19 protein-coding genes are annotated in these 16996 nt (G+C 47.6%); 6 read left to right on the forward strand and 13 right to left on the reverse strand.

Features of this window, described 5'->3' with window-relative positions:
- Nucleotides 1-2 precede the first annotated feature (2 nt).
- The gene (locus CP950_RS06370) at nucleotides 3-713 is read right to left on the reverse strand and encodes a DsbC family protein (RefSeq protein ID WP_096673870.1); all 711 of its coding nucleotides are present in this window, start codon (nucleotides 711-713) and stop codon (nucleotides 3-5) included.
- Nucleotides 706-1980, reverse strand: coding sequence for an FAD-dependent monooxygenase (locus tag CP950_RS06375; protein WP_096673461.1), 1275 nt, complete (start codon nucleotides 1978-1980; stop codon nucleotides 706-708). The genes CP950_RS06370 and CP950_RS06375 overlap by 8 nt, the downstream gene beginning before the upstream one ends.
- A 40-nt stretch (nucleotides 1981-2020) precedes the next feature.
- On the opposite strand from CP950_RS06375, the gene ychF reads away from it, so the two are divergent.
- Nucleotides 2021-3115, forward strand: coding sequence for a redox-regulated ATPase YchF (gene ychF, locus CP950_RS06380; protein WP_096673463.1), 1095 nt, complete (start codon nucleotides 2021-2023; stop codon nucleotides 3113-3115).
- A gap of 91 nt (nucleotides 3116-3206) precedes the next feature.
- Here the strand turns inward: ychF and CP950_RS06385 are convergent, their stop codons facing one another.
- From CP950_RS06385 to rpe, 6 genes are all read right to left on the reverse strand, one after another.
- Nucleotides 3207-3557: a hypothetical protein gene (locus CP950_RS06385; RefSeq protein ID WP_096673465.1), complete on the reverse strand. Its 351-nt coding sequence runs from the start codon at nucleotides 3555-3557 to the stop codon at nucleotides 3207-3209.
- A gap of 119 nt (nucleotides 3558-3676) precedes the next feature.
- Nucleotides 3677-4480 carry an indole-3-glycerol phosphate synthase TrpC gene (trpC, locus tag CP950_RS06390; RefSeq protein WP_096673467.1) on the reverse strand — a complete coding sequence of 268 codons (804 nt, stop codon included), beginning with the start codon at nucleotides 4478-4480 and terminating at the stop codon, nucleotides 3677-3679.
- A complete protein-coding gene (gene trpD, locus CP950_RS06395) occupies nucleotides 4477-5514 on the reverse strand; it encodes an anthranilate phosphoribosyltransferase (RefSeq protein ID WP_096673469.1) in 1038 nt (345 codons plus the stop codon). Before trpD ends, trpC begins: the two co-directional genes overlap by 4 nt.
- A gap of 11 nt (nucleotides 5515-5525) precedes the next feature.
- Nucleotides 5526-6092, reverse strand: coding sequence for an aminodeoxychorismate/anthranilate synthase component II (locus CP950_RS06400; protein WP_096673471.1), 567 nt, complete (start codon nucleotides 6090-6092; stop codon nucleotides 5526-5528).
- On the reverse strand, nucleotides 6076-7581 hold the full coding sequence (trpE, locus tag CP950_RS06405; protein WP_096673473.1) for an anthranilate synthase component I: 1506 nt from the start codon (nucleotides 7579-7581) through the stop codon (nucleotides 6076-6078). Before trpE ends, CP950_RS06400 begins: the two co-directional genes overlap by 17 nt.
- A complete protein-coding gene (gene rpe / locus CP950_RS06410; protein ID WP_096673475.1) occupies nucleotides 7581-8297 on the reverse strand; it encodes a ribulose-phosphate 3-epimerase in 717 nt (238 codons plus the stop codon). The genes trpE and rpe overlap by 1 nt, the downstream gene beginning before the upstream one ends.
- A gap of 49 nt (nucleotides 8298-8346) precedes the next feature.
- Here rpe and apaG point away from each other — a divergent pair, with 49 nt between their 5' ends.
- The gene (apaG, locus tag CP950_RS06415; RefSeq protein ID WP_096673477.1) at nucleotides 8347-8721 is read left to right on the forward strand and encodes a Co2+/Mg2+ efflux protein ApaG; all 375 of its coding nucleotides are present in this window, start codon (nucleotides 8347-8349) and stop codon (nucleotides 8719-8721) included.
- 27 nt (nucleotides 8722-8748) lie between these two features.
- Here the strand turns inward: apaG and CP950_RS10145 are convergent, their stop codons facing one another.
- Entirely contained in the window at nucleotides 8749-9186 is a 438-nt protein-coding gene (locus tag CP950_RS10145; protein ID WP_419185584.1) for a hypothetical protein, read from the reverse strand.
- Here CP950_RS10145 and mltA point away from each other — a divergent pair.
- Nucleotides 9068-9988 (forward strand): murein transglycosylase A, encoded by a 921-nt coding sequence (mltA, locus tag CP950_RS06420; RefSeq protein ID WP_419185582.1) that lies wholly within the window; start codon nucleotides 9068-9070, stop codon nucleotides 9986-9988. The genes CP950_RS10145 and mltA overlap by 119 nt on opposite strands.
- A gap of 29 nt (nucleotides 9989-10017) precedes the next feature.
- On the opposite strand, the gene CP950_RS06425 is transcribed toward mltA, so the two are convergent.
- From CP950_RS06425 to bioA, 4 genes are read right to left on the reverse strand one after another with little or no spacing between them, the layout of a single operon-like run.
- Entirely contained in the window at nucleotides 10018-11214 is a 1197-nt protein-coding gene (locus CP950_RS06425; protein WP_096673481.1) for a M20 aminoacylase family protein, read from the reverse strand.
- 19 nt (nucleotides 11215-11233) lie between these two features.
- Nucleotides 11234-11944, reverse strand: coding sequence for a dethiobiotin synthase (gene bioD / locus CP950_RS06430; RefSeq protein WP_096673483.1), 711 nt, complete (start codon nucleotides 11942-11944; stop codon nucleotides 11234-11236).
- A gap of 8 nt (nucleotides 11945-11952) precedes the next feature.
- A complete protein-coding gene (locus CP950_RS06435; RefSeq protein WP_096673485.1) occupies nucleotides 11953-13191 on the reverse strand; it encodes an aminotransferase class I/II-fold pyridoxal phosphate-dependent enzyme in 1239 nt (412 codons plus the stop codon).
- Complete coding sequence (gene bioA / locus CP950_RS06440) at nucleotides 13188-14534, reverse strand: adenosylmethionine--8-amino-7-oxononanoate transaminase (RefSeq protein WP_096673487.1); 1347 nt, start codon at nucleotides 14532-14534, stop codon at nucleotides 13188-13190. The genes CP950_RS06435 and bioA overlap by 4 nt, the downstream gene beginning before the upstream one ends.
- 89 nt (nucleotides 14535-14623) lie before the next feature.
- Here bioA and bioB point away from each other — a divergent pair, with 89 nt between their 5' ends.
- From bioB to mraZ, 3 genes are all read left to right on the forward strand, one after another.
- Nucleotides 14624-15661 (forward strand): biotin synthase BioB, encoded by a 1038-nt coding sequence (gene bioB, locus CP950_RS06445; RefSeq protein ID WP_096673489.1) that lies wholly within the window; start codon nucleotides 14624-14626, stop codon nucleotides 15659-15661.
- Between the two features lie 2 nt (nucleotides 15662-15663).
- Nucleotides 15664-16305 (forward strand): 2-polyprenyl-3-methyl-6-methoxy-1,4-benzoquinone monooxygenase, encoded by a 642-nt coding sequence (gene coq7, locus CP950_RS06450; RefSeq protein WP_096673491.1) that lies wholly within the window; start codon nucleotides 15664-15666, stop codon nucleotides 16303-16305.
- Between the two features lie 256 nt (nucleotides 16306-16561).
- The gene (gene mraZ, locus CP950_RS06455) at nucleotides 16562-16990 is read left to right on the forward strand and encodes a division/cell wall cluster transcriptional repressor MraZ (RefSeq protein ID WP_096673873.1); all 429 of its coding nucleotides are present in this window, start codon (nucleotides 16562-16564) and stop codon (nucleotides 16988-16990) included.
- Nucleotides 16991-16996 lie beyond the last annotated feature (6 nt).

Consider the following 16996-nt stretch of genomic DNA (forward strand, 5'->3'; position numbering starts at 1 on the left):
GTTTATTTAGGGGATCCGAGCTTTTTTTCAATATCAGAAATTTGAGCCGCACCCGGAATGCGACTACCATCCAAGAAGAAGAGGGTAGGCGTTCCCGTGATGCCATAAGTTTTCGCTAAGGCCAAATTTTTATCAAGTGGGGTTGAGCAATCACCTTTACCTGATGGAGCTACGCCGCTAATCATCCAGTCGTTATACATTTTTTGCGGATCAGCCGCGCACCAAATTTGCTTTGATTTCTGCAGAGAATCTGCCGAAAGAATGGGAATGAGATAGGTGTAGATAGTCACATTGTCCAATTGCTGCATTGATTTCTCAAGACGCTTGCAGTAGCCGCAATTGGGATCGGAAAACACAGCCATCTGACGACTGCCATTGCCACGCACGGACTTAATGGCATTTGCCTGAGGTAAGTCACTCCATTTAATCCGGTTCAGATCAGCTTGTCTTTGCTCGGTAATATTTTTTCCGGTGGCGATCTCAATCATTTCACCTTGGATTAAGTACTTACTGTTAGCGTCCGTATAAAACACTTCATTACCAACGAGTACCTCGTACACCTCTGAAATGGGAGAGGCGGTGACGGCTCTAATTTTGGCGCTCGTCCCCATTTTTTTCTGGAGATCCACCTTAATTTGATTCTCGGATTGCGCATTGACAACTCCAGAGCAGAGAAGTGCAATGAAGCTTAGCCCCAAAATAACTTTATTCAAAATCAACCTTTCCTAAAGCGCGTTCAATCAGGCGCTGTTTAATAAAGTGGCTACGATTTACCATATGGAGACCCCAGTTCCGCAATTGCCTTTCGGTATCACTGCTCGCTGAAAATAGTTTTTTAAGCTTATCCGTTACCCATAATATGGCACTTGTATCACCCTGACGTTCGCGTTCATAACGTCGCAATAACACGCGGTCATTTGGCAATCTAAATGCTTCACGCTTGCCTAGAATATGAACTAAGGCAGCAACATCGCGTAAGCCCAAGTTAAGCCCTTGGCCGGCAAGTGGGTGGATTACATGAGCCGCATCTCCGATCAGGGCAATTTTGGGATTACCTTCTGGGCCGATAAAACGTTGAGCTTGAATTTTCCTTAGAGGAAAAGTGGCTGGAATAGAGTTCAATGTGAGGGTGCCAAGTTGCCGAAGAATTTCCCCATTAGCAAGTGAGGCAAACTTCTGAGACCAGGCTGCTTGGTCCAGCGCAAGCAGTTCCTCTGCATTGCTTGGGGAGGTGGACCACACCATCGATACTTGTTTGTGAGGCAGTGGCAGCATTGCAATGATGTCTCCCCCTGGCAAGAACCATTGATAGGCCGTCTCTAAGTGGGGGTATTCACACCGCCAGTTAATCACCACAGCGTTTTGCGAATAACTCTCTTCATTAGTAGATATTTGTAATTCCGAGCGAATGGGTGAATTTGCCCCATCGGCGGCAACAACTAAGAGCGCACGCAGCAAGCCGCCATTTTTGAGATGAAGTGTTGTGCCGGTACTGTCAATTTCTAGCTTTTCAACGACATCCGTTACTCGCTCCAGTTTATTTTGAAAGCGCGAGGCCTGATCTAGCATATGCTCTATCAGGTTAGACTCGCCGATCCAAGCAAGTTGAGGAACCCCTGCCTCAAATGCGGAAAGATGGAGTTGATCGTGTTTTTCTCCGCGATCGCCGAAAATACGCATATCTCTGACAGGCTGCATCCGGCCATGATCCAAGGCATCCCAAATTTGTAAATGGGCTAATAATTGCTGGGTTCCTGGGGAAAAGGCATAAATACGCTGGCCCCACTGATCACCCCCTGGCGCAGGGATTGGCTCATTGAAATCGGGTGCGACTTGAATCGTTTGCAGACCTAATTGGGCTAAACCTAGCGCGCAAGCCTTACCCACAATGCCTCCGCCAACCACCACTACATCCACAGTGCGGATTTGGCTGGAATTAGACGGGGAGTTTGGCGGGTTGTGGGACTGAATATTCGACATATCTTGATGATATAGAAACCAGCCCCTTTACAATGTGTGCATGTCTTTAAAATGTGGCATCGTCGGCCTGCCTAACGTCGGCAAATCTACCCTCTTTAACGCGCTTACCAAGGCCGGAATTGCGGCAGAAAACTATCCTTTCTGCACAATCGAGCCTAACGTAGGAATCGTTGAGGTCCCTGATCCTCGTCTCGCCGCTTTGGCCCAGATCGTCAAGCCCGAGCGCATCGTGCCTGCTGCCGTCGAATTCGTCGACATTGCTGGCCTAGTTGCCGGCGCCTCTAAGGGTGAGGGACTTGGCAATCAATTCTTGGCGAATATTCGGGAAACCGACGCCATCACCCATGTGGTGCGGTGCTTTGACGATGCAAACGTGATTCACGTTGCCGGAAAAATTGACCCTATTTCAGATATCGGCGTGATTGATACTGAGCTGGCTTTATCGGATCTGACTACGGTTGAAAAAACACTGAACCGTTCTAGTAAGGCTGCCAAGTCGGGTAACGATAAAGACGCTGCCGCTTTGGTGGCTGTGCTCACTAAAGTTCAAGCGCATTTAGATCAAGCTCAGCCCGTGCGAAGTATGAGTTTGAGCGAAGACGAGCTACTTCTGCTTAAGCCACTCTGTTTAATTACCGCTAAGCCGGCTATGTATATTGCCAACGTCAAAGAAGACGGATTTACTAATAATCCCCATTTAGAAGCCGTCTTGCAACATGCTGCGAAAGAAGGCGCCCCAGTAGTGGCTGTCTGCGCGGCAATCGAAGCAGAAATCGCTGATTTAGAAGATGCCGATAAAGTGGAATTCTTGGCTGACCTGGGCATGGAAGAATCCGGCTTAGATCGGGTGATTCGAGCGGGCTACAAATTGCTAGGTTTGCAAACCTACTTCACCGCAGGCGTGAAAGAAGTACGCGCTTGGACCATTCACCAAGGTGATACCGCGCCGCAAGCAGCGGGAGTAATTCATACAGACTTCGAGCGTGGATTTATTCGTGCGCAAACGATTGCTTTTCAAGATTTCGTGCAATTTAAAGGCGAAGCAGCCGCTAAAGATGCTGGCAAGATGCGGGCTGAGGGTAAGGAATACATCGTCAAAGACGGCGATGTACTGAATTTCCTGTTTAACGTGTAAACCAGCTGCGTATCTAAGAAGTAAAAAAGCCCTGAGTCTAAAACTGAGGGCTTTTTTATTTAGTCACCTTAATAGGTGATTTCAGAAGAAATTAGGCGGTTCTTACTGCCTTCTCTAAACATTTCGAAATAGCGTCATAGCGTTTGAGAGCGGCTTTAGTCGGGACAACCTCTTTTTTGCGCCCATCTTCGTTGCTTACCATCTGAATGAAGCCCATCACACTCAGATTTTTCAAGCGACCGTGAAGCGTGGCTTGGGAGCCAAGTTTAGCCAATGAGATCAAATCGCCGACCAAAACGGATTCCTTGGCATTAGCCGAGAGGACAATTTTGTCGAGCAAGCTTTCCTCAATGGAGTCAAGTTTGTTATCTGGATTCACGCGGTCTAAGGCAGCCAGAAGGTTCAGGAAGCGAATATAGGAGGAGTTTTTAGTAATTGTCATATTTTTAACTTATTTATCAGGTATATCTAAAGTTATAGTTTTTTACAGTATAAACCCTAAGTTAAAAACCTGTCGGTACGCGAGCACTCTAACGGGGCAAAGAGGCCGATTTGGCCTTCTTAAGAAAAAAGCGTTTTCAGTGCTAAACCCGGATCATTGGCCCGCATAAATGCCTCCCCGACCAAAAAGGCGTTGATTTGATGGTCCCGCATCAGTTGCACATCTGCTTGAGTCATAATTCCCGACTCCGTAACTAAGCGCTTATTGTCTGGAACCATCAACAGCAATGAAAGCGTTGTTTGCAGTGTGACCTCAAATGTTTTGAGATTGCGATTATTAATTCCAAGAAGCGGCGTATTTAAGTGCAAGGCTTTTTCTAGCTCAGGTGCGTTATGCACTTCAACCAGTACATCAAGACCGAGTTCGTGGGCACATGCTTCTAACTCTTTCATTTGATTGAGTTCTAAACAAGCCACAATCAGCAAAATAGCATCGGCACCAATCGCCCTGGCTTCATAAATTTGATAAGGATCGATCGTAAAGTCTTTTCTAAGTACGGGAATCTGACAAGCAGCCCGAGCAGCCTGCAAATAGGCATTGGCGCCTTGAAAATATTGCTGATCGGTTAGTACCGATAGACAGGCTGCACCATGATTCTCATAGCTTTGGGCAATTTCAGCGGGATGAAAGGGATCTCTTAAGATTCCTTTACTTGGACTGGCTTTTTTAATTTCAGCAATGACCCCCGCTTTACCAGTCGCAATGGTACTTTCAATAGATTGAATAAAGCCACGTGGTTTAAACAGAGGATTGCGATTATTTTCCTCGGCCCGTTGTCGTTGCTCGGCAAGAGAGATCTTTTTTGTATCAGCTACGACCTCAATTTTTTTGGTGTCGACGATTTTATCGAGAATGTCACTCATAAATGAATTGAATTATTTTGGGTTGATGCTACAAACTCGTTGAGTTTACGCAGGGCTGCACCTGAGTGGATTGCAGACTTTGCCATCTGAATACCACTGGCAATATCAGACGCAACGCCACCGACGTACAAAACGGCACCTGCATTAAGCGTAACAATGTCACTTGCAGGTCCCGCTTGATGATTAAGAACTCCAAGAATAATCTCCTTAGACTCTTCTGCATTGGAAACTTTAAAGAAACTGCTAGGAGCGGTGTTTAAACCAAAATCGTTTGGATGTAATTCATATTCAGTAATCAGGCCATTTTTAAGTTCACCAACTAAGGTGGAACCTTCAAGTGAAATTTCGTCTAGGCCATCGCGTCCATACACAACGAGTGCATGCTGCATGCCTAGCGCTTGCAATACCCGTATTTGAATTCCGACTAAATCAGCATGGAAGACGCCCATCACAATTCGCTTAGCATCTGCCGGATTAGTAAGGGGGCCCAAAATATTGAAAATAGTGCGCACACCCAAATCTTTGCGAACAGAAGCCACGTTCTTCATCGCAGGGTGGTGGTTGGGGGCATACATAAATCCCATACCAACATGATCAATGCATCGGGCAACCTGTTCGGGCGAAAGCGTTAATTGAACCCCGAGAGCCTCTAAGAGATCCGCGCTGCCGGACTTACTGCTGACACTTCGATTACCATGCTTGGCAACCTTGGCGCCTGCAGCTGCAGCAACAAACATCGCCGCTGTTGAAATGTTGAACGTGTGCGCCCCATCTCCGCCAGTGCCCACGACATCAACTAGATTAGCCCTGTCGGTCACATGAACAGGCGTGGCAAATTCACGCATGACTTGGGCTGCAGCAGTAATTTCACCAACGGTCTCTTTTTTAGTGCGAAGGGCAACCAGAATGCCTGCCATCAAAGTAGACGGGAGTTCGCCGCTCATGATGAGGCGCATAACTGCAGTCATTTCATCGTGCAGGAGTTCATGATTTTCAATACAACGTTGCAAAGCTGCTTGTGGGCTAATGGACATGTCGCTCAATATTATTTAGCTTGCAAGAAATTCTTGAGCAGGGCGTGGCCATGCTCAGAGAGAATCGACTCAGGATGAAATTGCACCCCTTCTAATGCAAACTCCCGATGGCGTACGCCCATAATTTCTCCATCAGATGAGGTAGCGGTAATTTCTAAAACGTCTGGCAGCGTTTGCTTTTCTATTGCTAGAGAGTGATAGCGCGTCACTGTAAAGGGACTTGGTAAATCTTTAAACACACCTACTCCCGTGTGAAACACCTGATCTGTTTTGCCATGCATTACTTTTTGGGCGCGAATCACCTTACCGCCAAATGCTTCGCCAATCGCTTGATGACCTAAGCAAACACCCAAAATCGGAATTTGACCCGCAAAGCGTTGGATAGCCTCAACAGAAATACCTGCTTCTGTAGGACTGCACGGCCCCGGAGAGATGCAAATACGTGCTGGGTTTAGGGTGGCGATGTCTTCCACGCCAATCTCATCATTGCGAAATACTTTGACCTCTTCCCCAAGCTCAGAAAAATACTGAACCAGGTTGTAAGTAAATGAATCGTAGTTATCAATCATGAGGAGCATCGAGACCTCCTTGTACTAAATCTGCGGCCATTAAGACGGCACGCGCTTTTGCTTCGGTTTCTTTCCATTCGGCAGTCGGATCGGAATCCGCAACCACCCCGGCACCAGCTTGGGAATGCAGCATGCCGTTGCGAATCACGCCCGTACGAATTGCAATAGCCACGTCCATATCACCTGAGAAGGAGAGGTAGCCTACTGCGCCGCCATAGATGCCGCGTTTAACAATTTCCATCTCGTCAATAATTTCCATCGCCCGAATTTTAGGAGTGCCCGATAAAGTTCCAGCAGGGAAGGTAGCACGGAGAACATCGATATTACTCAAGTTGTCGAGCAACTCACCTTCAACAGAGCTCACAATATGTTGCACGTGAGAATATTTTTCTATCGACATAGAGTCAGTTACCTTAACTGACCCAGTCTTCGCAATACGACCAACATCATTTCTAGCGAGATCAATGAGCATGACATGTTCAGCAATTTCTTTGGGATCAGCAAGCAGCTCTTTCGCAAGACGTTGATCCTCTTCAGGAGTGGCACCTCGTGGCCTTGTACCGGCTAATGGGCGTATCGTGACGATTTTTTGAGATTCACGCGTTTCTTGACGCACCAAGATTTCGGGAGAAGAGCCCACCACTTGCAGATCTCCAAAATCATAGAAGTACATGTAAGGCGAAGGATTCAAAGAACGTAATGCTCTGTATAGCGCCAGCGGAGAGTCGGTAAAAGGCTTGCTGATTCGCTGACCGATAACAACCTGCATACAATCACCAGCCAAAATATATTCTTTGGTTCTCAGGATGGCCGCTTCAAAATCTTCCGCTTTAAATTTCCGCACCAATTCTGTTTTATCACTAGGCAAAGATAAGGGCATATTGACTGGTTTTTTAAGACAGTCTAGTAATGTATTTAATCTGGCTTGGCCCTTCCCAAAACTATCAGTCACGCCAGGATCTGCGTAAACGATGAGATAAATCCGACCCGCTACGTTATCAATTACCGCTAATTCTTCAGTGAGCATTAACTGAATATCAGGCACTCCAAGTTCATCTGGAAGCGGATGTTGAGCTAAGCGAGATTCAATGTAGCGCACAGTGTCATAGCCGAAGTAGCCCGCTAGACCACCACAAAAACGGGGGAGTCCTGGCGGCAAAGCCACTTTGAAGCGTTTGAAATAGGCATCAACAAAATCAAGCGGGTTGTCTTGATTGGTTTCAACCACTTTACCTTCGGTAAGCACTTCGGTGAGCGGGGTACTTGGTGTACCCACAGTTCTTAAAATCGTTTTTGCTGGCAAACCAATAAAGGAAAAGCGACCAAAACGTTCGCCTCCTAAAACCGATTCAAGTAAGTAAGTGTTCTTTTGACCAAAGGCTTGTGTGAGTTTGACGTAAAGAGATAATGGGGTTTCTAAATCCGCCAATACCTCTCGCACCAATGGAACACGATTGAACCCCTCTTTGCCGAGGGCCTGAAATTCTTCGAGCAACATTAAACTTTTCCTAACTCCACCCGCATGGCATCAATTACCGTCGTGTAATTATCTTTACCGAATATAGCTAAGCCTGCCACAAAGGTATCTGCACCTGCCTTAGCAATCTGCGCAATATTGTCAACCTTAATGCCGCCATCAACCTCAAGCCGAATATGCCGCCCGGTTTCTGCTTGGTATTGGTCTAGTTTGGCGCGCACCTGCGCAATTTTCTCGATCGTGCTGGGAATGAAAGATTGGCCACCAAATCCAGGATTCACTGACATAAGTAAGACGAGATCTAAAAGCTCTAAAGTGTGGTCGAGATGATGAAGTGGTGTGGCGGGATTGAGAACAAGTCCCGCTTGACAGCCTTGATCACGAATCAAATTCAAGGTGCGATTGACGTGGGGACTGGCTTCAGGATGAAAGCTAATGAGGTTTGCCCCCGCCTTAGCAAAATCGGGAACCAAGCGATCCACGGGCTCTACCATGAGATGGACATCAATCATTGCTGGTTGACCATCTTTTATGGCATAGGGCCGTATTGCTTCACAGACTAAGGGGCCAATGGTGAGATTGGGGACGTAATGATTGTCCATCACATCGAAGTGAATCCAATCGGCTCCTGCCAATAGAACATCCTGCACTTCTTTGCCTAAGCACGCAAAGTCCGCCGACAGGATGGAAGGGGCAATAACAAATTGCTTATTGAGGGGTGATTGATGACTAGCCATCCCTAGATTCTAGCTTGCAGTCAGCCTTTAGATGGAGCAGAATTCAAACATGAATCCCCACGAAATCACCATTACCGTCAAAACCCAGTTTTTACCCGAGCAATCTGACCCCGATAATCGCCAATTTGCCTTTGCTTACACCGTCACTATCCGCAATTCTGGGACTAGTAGCATTCAATTGATCGCACGCCATTGGTTTATTACTGATGGGGATAATGAGGTGCAAGAGGTGCGTGGTCTTGGGGTAGTGGGGCAACAGCCATTATTGCGCGCTGGCGAACATTTTGAATACACCAGCTGGGCAACCCTACCTACTCCGGCAGGCACTATGCGCGGGGAATACGTGTGCGTGACCGAAGAAGCCCAATTTTTTCAGGCTCAAATCCCTGAATTTGCCCTAGTAATGCCCCGAACCTTGCATTGAGCTTCGGATACCTGGGGTGGGCAATGCTTACTTTTTACCCTTACCGGTCCAAAGGACGATGAATAGCAGTAGCCCTAAAGCAATTGCGGCTTCAGCGACAAATAAAATCATAGGGTACTGATCAAGTAAATTGGCAATCATGATTTCTAAATTTAAAAAATGGCAAGCTCTTCCTAGTGTATTGCTTATTACCTTAGCCAGTCTATTGGCCGCCTGTTCAACGCCCCCGACTCGGGGAACGGCATCTCGTTCTAGAGAGGGATCGGCTTCATTCAGTTCCTCGGTTGCCAGTTTTAGCGCCGTCTCATGGCAGGCATTGCCAGGATGGCGAGAAGATGATCTTTCTTTGGCCTGGCCAGCCTGGTTAAAAAGTTGTGAGGCCTTAAGAAAGCGCAGTAGTGAGATTAATTGGCAATCTGTTTGCGCTAAAGCGAGCGGCGTTGCTGCGACCGATTCCCAAGCCATTCGAAAATACTTCGAAACGAATTTTCAGGCATATACCATTCGTAATAACGCCGGAAGTGATGCTGGCCTTATCACGGGATATTACGAGCCCGTCATGAGCGGTTCACTACAAAGAACCAACACCTACCCCATTCCTTTGTATGCTTATCCCAGTGCGTGGAGAAACTCCAAACCTAATCCTGCGCCGGCTCGTGCGCAGCTATTAAGTAGCGGTATGCTGCAAGGATCAGAAATCGCTTGGGTGCAAGATCCTGTAGCCGCAGCTTTTATGCAAATTCAGGGATCCGGAAAGATTCGCTTAGAAGACGGGCGAACTCTGCGTCTGGGATATGCTGGCACGAATGATCAGCCTTTTAAATCCTTTGCGCAGTGGTTATTGGATCGTAAAGAAATCAACCGAAGTGAAGCTACCATGCAAGGTATCTCGCAATGGGCTAAGCGCAACCCCAGTCTCGTAAATGAGATGTTGAATGCCAACCCCCGCTTTGTCTTCTTTAAAACATTGCCTGAAAACGTCAGCGCAGATCTTGGCCCCAATGGCGCCTTGGGAGTGCCGCTCACAAGTGAACGGAGTATTGCGGTCGATCTACAGGCGCTTCCCTTGGGGGCCCCCGTTTTCATAGCAACCACCAAACCCTTGAGCAGTCAGCCGCTGCAGCGATTGGTGATGGCTCAAGATACGGGCAAGGCAATTGTTGGAGGTGTGCGGGCTGATTACTATTGGGGCTCAGGTACAGCAGCTGGAGAGATGGCAGGGCGGATGAAACAGACTGGCAACCTGTGGTTATTGCTGCCGCGCTAACAACATCAATCCGAATCTATTGCCACTACTTATGCCTTCTCTAAGAAGCGTTGGGCTAATTTGACCCAGTAGTTCACGCCCACAGGAATTAAGGCGTCGTTGAAATCGTAAGAAGGGTTATGCAGATGGCACGGCCCCATCCCATGTCCGACAGAGCGATGATCACCATCACCATTACCTAAAAAGACATAGCAACCGGGTTTTTCGAGCAACATAAATGCAAAGTCTTCAGCGCCCATAGTTGGATCAATTGCGGTATCTACGTTTTGTGCACCAACTAATTCAGTCATGACTTCGGTAGCAAATGCCACTTCAGCTTCGTGATTAATGAGAGGCGGGTAACTTCTTCTAAAGCTGACTTCAGCATGACAATCAAAGGCCGCAGCAACACTATGAGCAATTTCTTTTAAGCGTTCTTCGATCAGGTCTAAGACCTCTAAAGTAAAGGTACGCACCGTACCGCCGATGAAGGCGCTGTCAGGAATGACGTTGCTGGTTTCGCCCGCATGAAATTGGGTTACCGATAGCACTGCAGCATCTATCGGACGTTTGTTGCGCGTAATAATGCTTTGTAGCGCTTGGACTATCAGAGTACCCGTCAGTAATGGGTCGGCACTGTTATGTGGCAAAGCGGCATGACCACCTTTGCCGCTAACGGTAATTTCGAAGGAGTTACTCGAGGCCATCATTGGTCCTGAGGTAACGCCAAAGTTGCCCTCGGCTAAGCCGGGCCAGTTATGCAAACCAAAAACGGCATCGCAAGGAAACTGTTCAAAAAGACCATCCTTGATCATTTCTTTAGCGCCTGCACCACCCTCTTCAGCGGGCTGAAATATAAAAATGACAGTGCCCTTGAAATCGCGATGAGTCGATAAATATTGGGCGGCGCCAAGCAGCATGGCGGTATGGCCGTCGTGACCACAGGCATGCATCTTGCCATCGTTTTTAGAGGAATGCGCAAAGGTGTTGTGCTCCTGCAGAGGGAGGGCATCCATATCAGCGCGTAGACCAATCATCTTGCCAGGACCTAGATCACCTTCAATCTTCCCAACCACCCCGGTTTTACCAAGACCTCGGTAAACGGTAATGCCCCAACTAGAAAGTGCTTCAGCAACGAGATCAGAGGTGCGGTTCTCTTCAAACCGAAGTTCCGGATGAGCATGAATATTGCGCCGGATTGCTTGAATCTCTTCTGCGGAAGCGAGGATTTCTGGGAGTAATCGCATGCCCTAATCTTATCTGAATTTACTCAGGCAACCGCATGTGCTGTGCAGCAAATTGGAGGGCTTTAAGGCTGTAAGGTGTATTTGGCAGTTTGCGAAAATGAGCAGGTAAAGGGGGAATTAGGCCTAAAAAGGGGCTAGAAATTCGATTTTTTATGGTTTTAAGGCTTTCTTGCAAGTAGGGCATCTCATCGGAGAGCGTATTAGCAACCCATCCTGCAATAGGCAAATTACGTGCTCGAATCGCTTCGTAGGTCAGCAAGGCGTGATTAATACAGCCCAAACGCATTCCAACAACCAAAATCACTGGCAGCTGCATCATTTGCGCAATATGCCCTAAATCCTCTTGCTCATTTATGGGCACTAAAAATCCGCCGGCACCCTCAACTACCACCGCCTCTGATTGGGTATTCAAGGTTTGAAAGGCTTTCATGATCAGCGCCTTATCCAGCGGCTTCCCTTGGATTGCCGCCGCCACATGCGGCGCAATGGCCTGATCAAAAACATAAGGACACAGTAATGCAACATCGTGTTCGAAATGAGAGGCGAGACGCAAAGTCTCGATGTCCTCATTGCAGGTAATGCCGCTTTCATTGCGATATGTGCCAGCGGCTACGGGCTTAAAACCATTCGCCTTAAGATTGAGCTCTCTTAATTTCAGAATAAGGGCACCAGCGACTAAGGTTTTGCCAACCTCGGTATCCGTACCCGTCACAAAAAAATGCCTAGGCATGTTCAAACTCAGCCATCACTTTCTCTCTCTAATAGTTGCCCCTCAATCCGCTGTAGTGTTTGCATAAGGCCCCGCAAATCCTCAATGCTGTGATTGGCAGAGAAGGTGATTCGTAAACGGGCGCTACCCACTGGTACGGTGGGTGGGCGAATGGCGGGGATCCAAAAGCCAGCTTCATCTAATAATTGAGCAGCCAATAAAGCATGCTTATTACTACCTAAAATAATCGGCTGAATTGGGGTGGTAGAAAACACTTTGATCCACTGGGAAAATTGCATCTCTTGATTCCAAATAGAGATCAAATGATCGAGGTGCCGCCTTCGCTGTTTGCCTTCGTCTCCTGCAATCAAGGCCAGACTTTCTAGGACGGTGTGGGCAATGGCAGGTGGTGTGGCAGTGCTGTAAATATAGGGCCTCCCTTTTTGGATCAACCACTCAATAAAGGTTGAGGGTCCGCAAATAAATGCGCCACTGACACCGGCCGCTTTACCTAAAGTACCAATGTAAATGATGCGCTCGGACAGCACGTTAAAGTGCTCCAAAATTCCATGACCATGTTCACCCAGTACCCCAAAACCGTGAGCATCATCTAGTACCAAAAGGGCATCATATTCCTCAGCAATAGCTACTAATTCTTGAACGGGTGCGAGATCACCATCCATGCTGAAGACGCCATCGAGCATGATGAGTTTCAGTGGCCGAATATCTTTTTTTAAATGCGCTGTAAGCGAATCGAGGTTCTGATGATCAAAGAGGGTTAGAGTTGCTTTAGTTTGTGCGCATGCAAGGCGCACACCATCAATGATGGAAGCATGATTCAATTGAGCCGAATAAATACTCGCTTCTCCTGATTCTGCAAGCCTAGCTAAACCAGTGATCGCTGCCAAATTGGCAAGGTAGCCCGTACTAAAAAAGAGGGCGCGTGCATTAGGAATATGCGCACTCTGAAAAGAGGCCAATTTTTTCTCTAGAAGATCGTGGGCAAGACTGTGCCCGCTGATTAAATGCGAGGCGCCGCTCCCGACGCCGTATTGTTCAGCGCCAATGCCTAGCGCCTTGACTAAGCGCGGATGATTTGCAAGCCCCAAATAATCATTGCTGCAAAACGCTTTTAAGTTTCGTCGATCCACCATAACGCTTGTATTGCAGGGAGATTCAGTTAGGCGCAACTTGCGCTTCAATAGTTGCGCGTCCAGATCAGCGAGTTGCCGCTCAGCGAATTTAAAGGCATTGAAAACAGGCCTCATGCAAGCACCTTCTCAAGGGCGCGTTGCACAGCTGAGCCCATTTGCTCGGTCTCCTGCGCCGACAAAATATAGGGCGGCATGACATAGACGGTATTGCCAATTGGCCGAATCAAAATACCTTCCTGTAAGCTCGCTGCGAATAAATCGCGTGAAAATGAACGGATATTCTTTATTTGAGAGGGCTTCACGTCAAACGCTAGGATCATGCCTTGTTGACGCCAATACTCAATTCGGGAATCAGTTTTAGCCCAAGCAAAGGCCTTGGCAAGCTCGTCTGCACGCGCAATGTTATTTGCTAGCACTTGATCACTCTCAAAAATATCTAAGCACGCCAGTGCTGCAGTGCATGCGAGCGGATTGCCCGTATAAGAATGGGAGTGCAAGAATCCATGTTGAGTTTGATCACTATAAAAAGCTTGGTAAATAGTATCTGTTGTCATGGAAAGGGATAAGGGCAAATACCCACCACTAATCCCTTTTGACAGGGTTAAAAAGTCAGGCCAAATACCCGCATGCTCACAGGCAAAGAATTTTCCCGTACGTCCGCAACCGACGGCGATCTCATCAGCGATGAGGTGAATTTCATAGCGGTCACAAAGTGCTCGCACTAACTTCAAGTACTCAGGCGAATGCATGGCCATTTGACCAGCGCATTGCACTAAAGGTTCAATAATGAGGGCGGCAATATTTTGATGCTCACTTTCTAATAATTGCTCAAGTGCTTTGGCAGACTTTCTGGCTACGTCATCAGCATCTTCACCAGCCACGGCCTTACGTGCGTCGGGCGAGGCAATCGTAAAGACTTCTTGTAACAACGAACCATATGCATTGCGAAAAATGGCAACGTCCGTTACAGCCAACGCACCTAAAGTTTCTCCGTGATAGCCATTTTCTAAACAAACAAATTTTTTCTTTTGCGGCTTGCCATTAAGTTGCCAAAAGTGATAACTCATTTTCAAAGCAATTTCAACTGCAGAGGCACCATCAGATGCATAGAACACATGACCTAAGTGACCTTCGGTTAAGGCGGATAACCTTTCTGAAAGCTCAACTACTGGTGGGTGTGTAAAGCCAGCGAGCATCACATGTTCGATCTTCTCTAACTGGACATTGAGGGCTTGATTAATACGTGGATTGGAGTGGCCAAATAAATTCGTCCACCACGAACTAATGCAATCTAGGAGTGCATGGCCGTTTTCCTCATATAGCCAGGGCCCTTTACCGCGCGCTATCGCAATCAGCGGTAAAGACTCATGGTGTTTCATTTGCGTGCACGGGTGCCAAACTGCTGACACACTACGCTTGACTAGTGAATGCGGATCGGAATCTGAAATAACCTTCATATAAGGTATTTAAACACTAGTTTTTACAAAGTGAACCCGCTATCTGTTATGTTGGTGGATTGAATCATTCGATTGATTAAAATTTACCTATGCTTGAATCTCCCGTCACTGAAAAACCGCTCACTCAAATCAAATCCATCGCTGTTATACGGCAGGAATTGGATGCTGCAGGGGGATGGACCCTGAGTGAGGTGGAGGCCCTTTTTGCGTTACCTTTCAATGAGTTGATGTTTAGGGCGCAGGAAACCCATTTCAAGTATTTCCCTAATGGAGATGTGGAATTAGCAACCCTCCTATCCATTAAGACAGGCGGTTGCCCTGAAGATTGCGGCTATTGTCCGCAAGCGGCCCGCTATCACACCGACGTGAAGGCCAATAAGCTGATGGACTTGGAAGAAGTCTTGGAGGCAGCTAAAGCAGCAAAAGCAGCAGGTTCTAATCGTTTTTGCATGGGGGCTGCGTGGCGCGAACCCAAAGATCGTGATATTGAAAAAGTGGCAGCAATGATTAAAGGGGTCAAAGCCCTGGGCTTAGAAACCTGTGCGACCTTGGGCATGCTGGAGTCTCATCAAGCACAAGCTTTACAAGAAGCAGGCTTGGACTTCTATAACCATAACCTAGATACCAGCGAGGATTTTTATGGCTCAGTGATCTCCACCCGAGCCTATCAAGATCGTTTAGACACGATTTCTCATGTTCGCTCCGCAGGGATGTCCGTCTGCTGTGGGGGCATTGTTGGTATGGGTGAGTCACGTGAGCAACGTGCTGCATTTTTAGCCCGTCTGGCTAATTTGAATCCCTATCCAGAGTCAGTGCCTATTAATCATTTAGTGCCCGTGGCTGGCACGCCTTTGGCTGATCAAGCGCCCCTAGATCCCTTAGAGTTTGTTCGCACGATTGCCGTTGCACGGATTACGATGCCCCTAGCTAGGGTGCGTTTATCGGCGGGGCGCCAAGCCCTCGGGAAGGCTGTTCAAGCAATGTGCTTTCAGGCGGGGGCGAACTCTATCTTTTATGGTGAGCAACTGCTCACTACCGCTAATCCCGAGGCGGAGCAAGATCGAGCATTGTTAGCTGAGCTTGGTTTGAAGACTAAGCAAAGTTGTAAGGCCGAGGTTATAGTCTAGGTATGAAAGCAAAAAGGTCATTGCAAGACGGCCTCATTCTGGAATTTGATACAGCACTTCGCTCGATCTTTGGTGGCGCCAATGCGCACCGCTCAATTCCTGAAGTGGTCGGAAATTCTGGAGCAGTTTTAGATGCGCGCGAGAGAGAACACGCGGCTGGATTAATGCGTGTAAACCATGTGGGTGAGGTGTGTGCCCAAGCGCTTTATCAGGCGCAAAAATTGGTGGCGCGCAACGCGGAAATTCAGGACATGCTGGAGCACTCTGCGCGAGAGGAAATGGACCACTTGGCTTGGTGTGAAACGCGCTTGCAAGAATTAGGTTCGCACACCAGTTATCTCAATCCAATTTGGTATGCAGGATCCTTTGCAATCGGCTTAGCAGCTGGCCTTGCGGGCGATAAGTGGAGTCTTGGATTTGTTGCGGAAACGGAAAAGCAAGTTGAGTTGCATCTTTCAAGTCACCTCAACACGCTACCCGCCGAGGACCAACGCTCACGCGCTATCGTCGATCAAATGCGCATGGATGAAATCGAGCATGGACAAGAGGCCATTCAGGCGGGAGGCACGATCTTGCCAACAGTCCTAAAGCGGGTGATGGGTACCCTGTCTAAAGTGATGACCAGTACGGCTTATAAGATCTGATTAGACTGGGTTGCCTATACTGTTCATTGATACAGTATATTTTTTCTAAATACGCAATAAATAGCTAAGATCTCTTCTTAAGTATATTTTCCAAGCCATTGTTTCAAGTAGTATTTTTATAACCACCATTTTGTTAACACATGACGCTAAGTGTTTGTAATCACTAGAGAAATTCCTAAAATAATCCTTAAAAAGACTTGACCCCCTTATGACCTTCCTCTAAAGTGGGAGGAAGTGTGAAAAAGTGGGGTAAATGGTGTTTCAAGGTGCGTCAGCTCTCAATTTAGATGCAAAAGGCCGCATGTCTGTGCCGGCAAAGCATCGCGACGCCTTATTGGTTCAGGGTGAAGGTCGAGTCACGCTCACCAAACATCCCGATGGCTGCCTACTTTTATTCCCCCGCCCTGAATGGGAGTTGTTTCGTGCGCGAGTAGCGCAATTGCCCATGGATGCCCATTGGTGGCGACGAATTTTTCTGGGTAATGCTACCGAGCTCGATTTAGATAGTGCCGGCAGAATTTTAGTAAGCCCTGAATTGCGGACTGCAGCAGGCATTGAAAAAGAAGTGATCTTGTTAGGCATGGGTAGCCACCTTGAATTGTGGGACGCCACTGCCTATGCAGCAAAAGAGCAGGCTGCCATTGCGCAAGGTATGCCTGAAGCCCTGAAGCAATTTAATTTTTGATGACGG

Source organism: Polynucleobacter meluiroseus (assembly GCF_900205755.1).
In the GTDB taxonomy this organism is placed as follows: Bacteria; Pseudomonadota; Gammaproteobacteria; order Burkholderiales; family Burkholderiaceae; genus Polynucleobacter; species Polynucleobacter meluiroseus.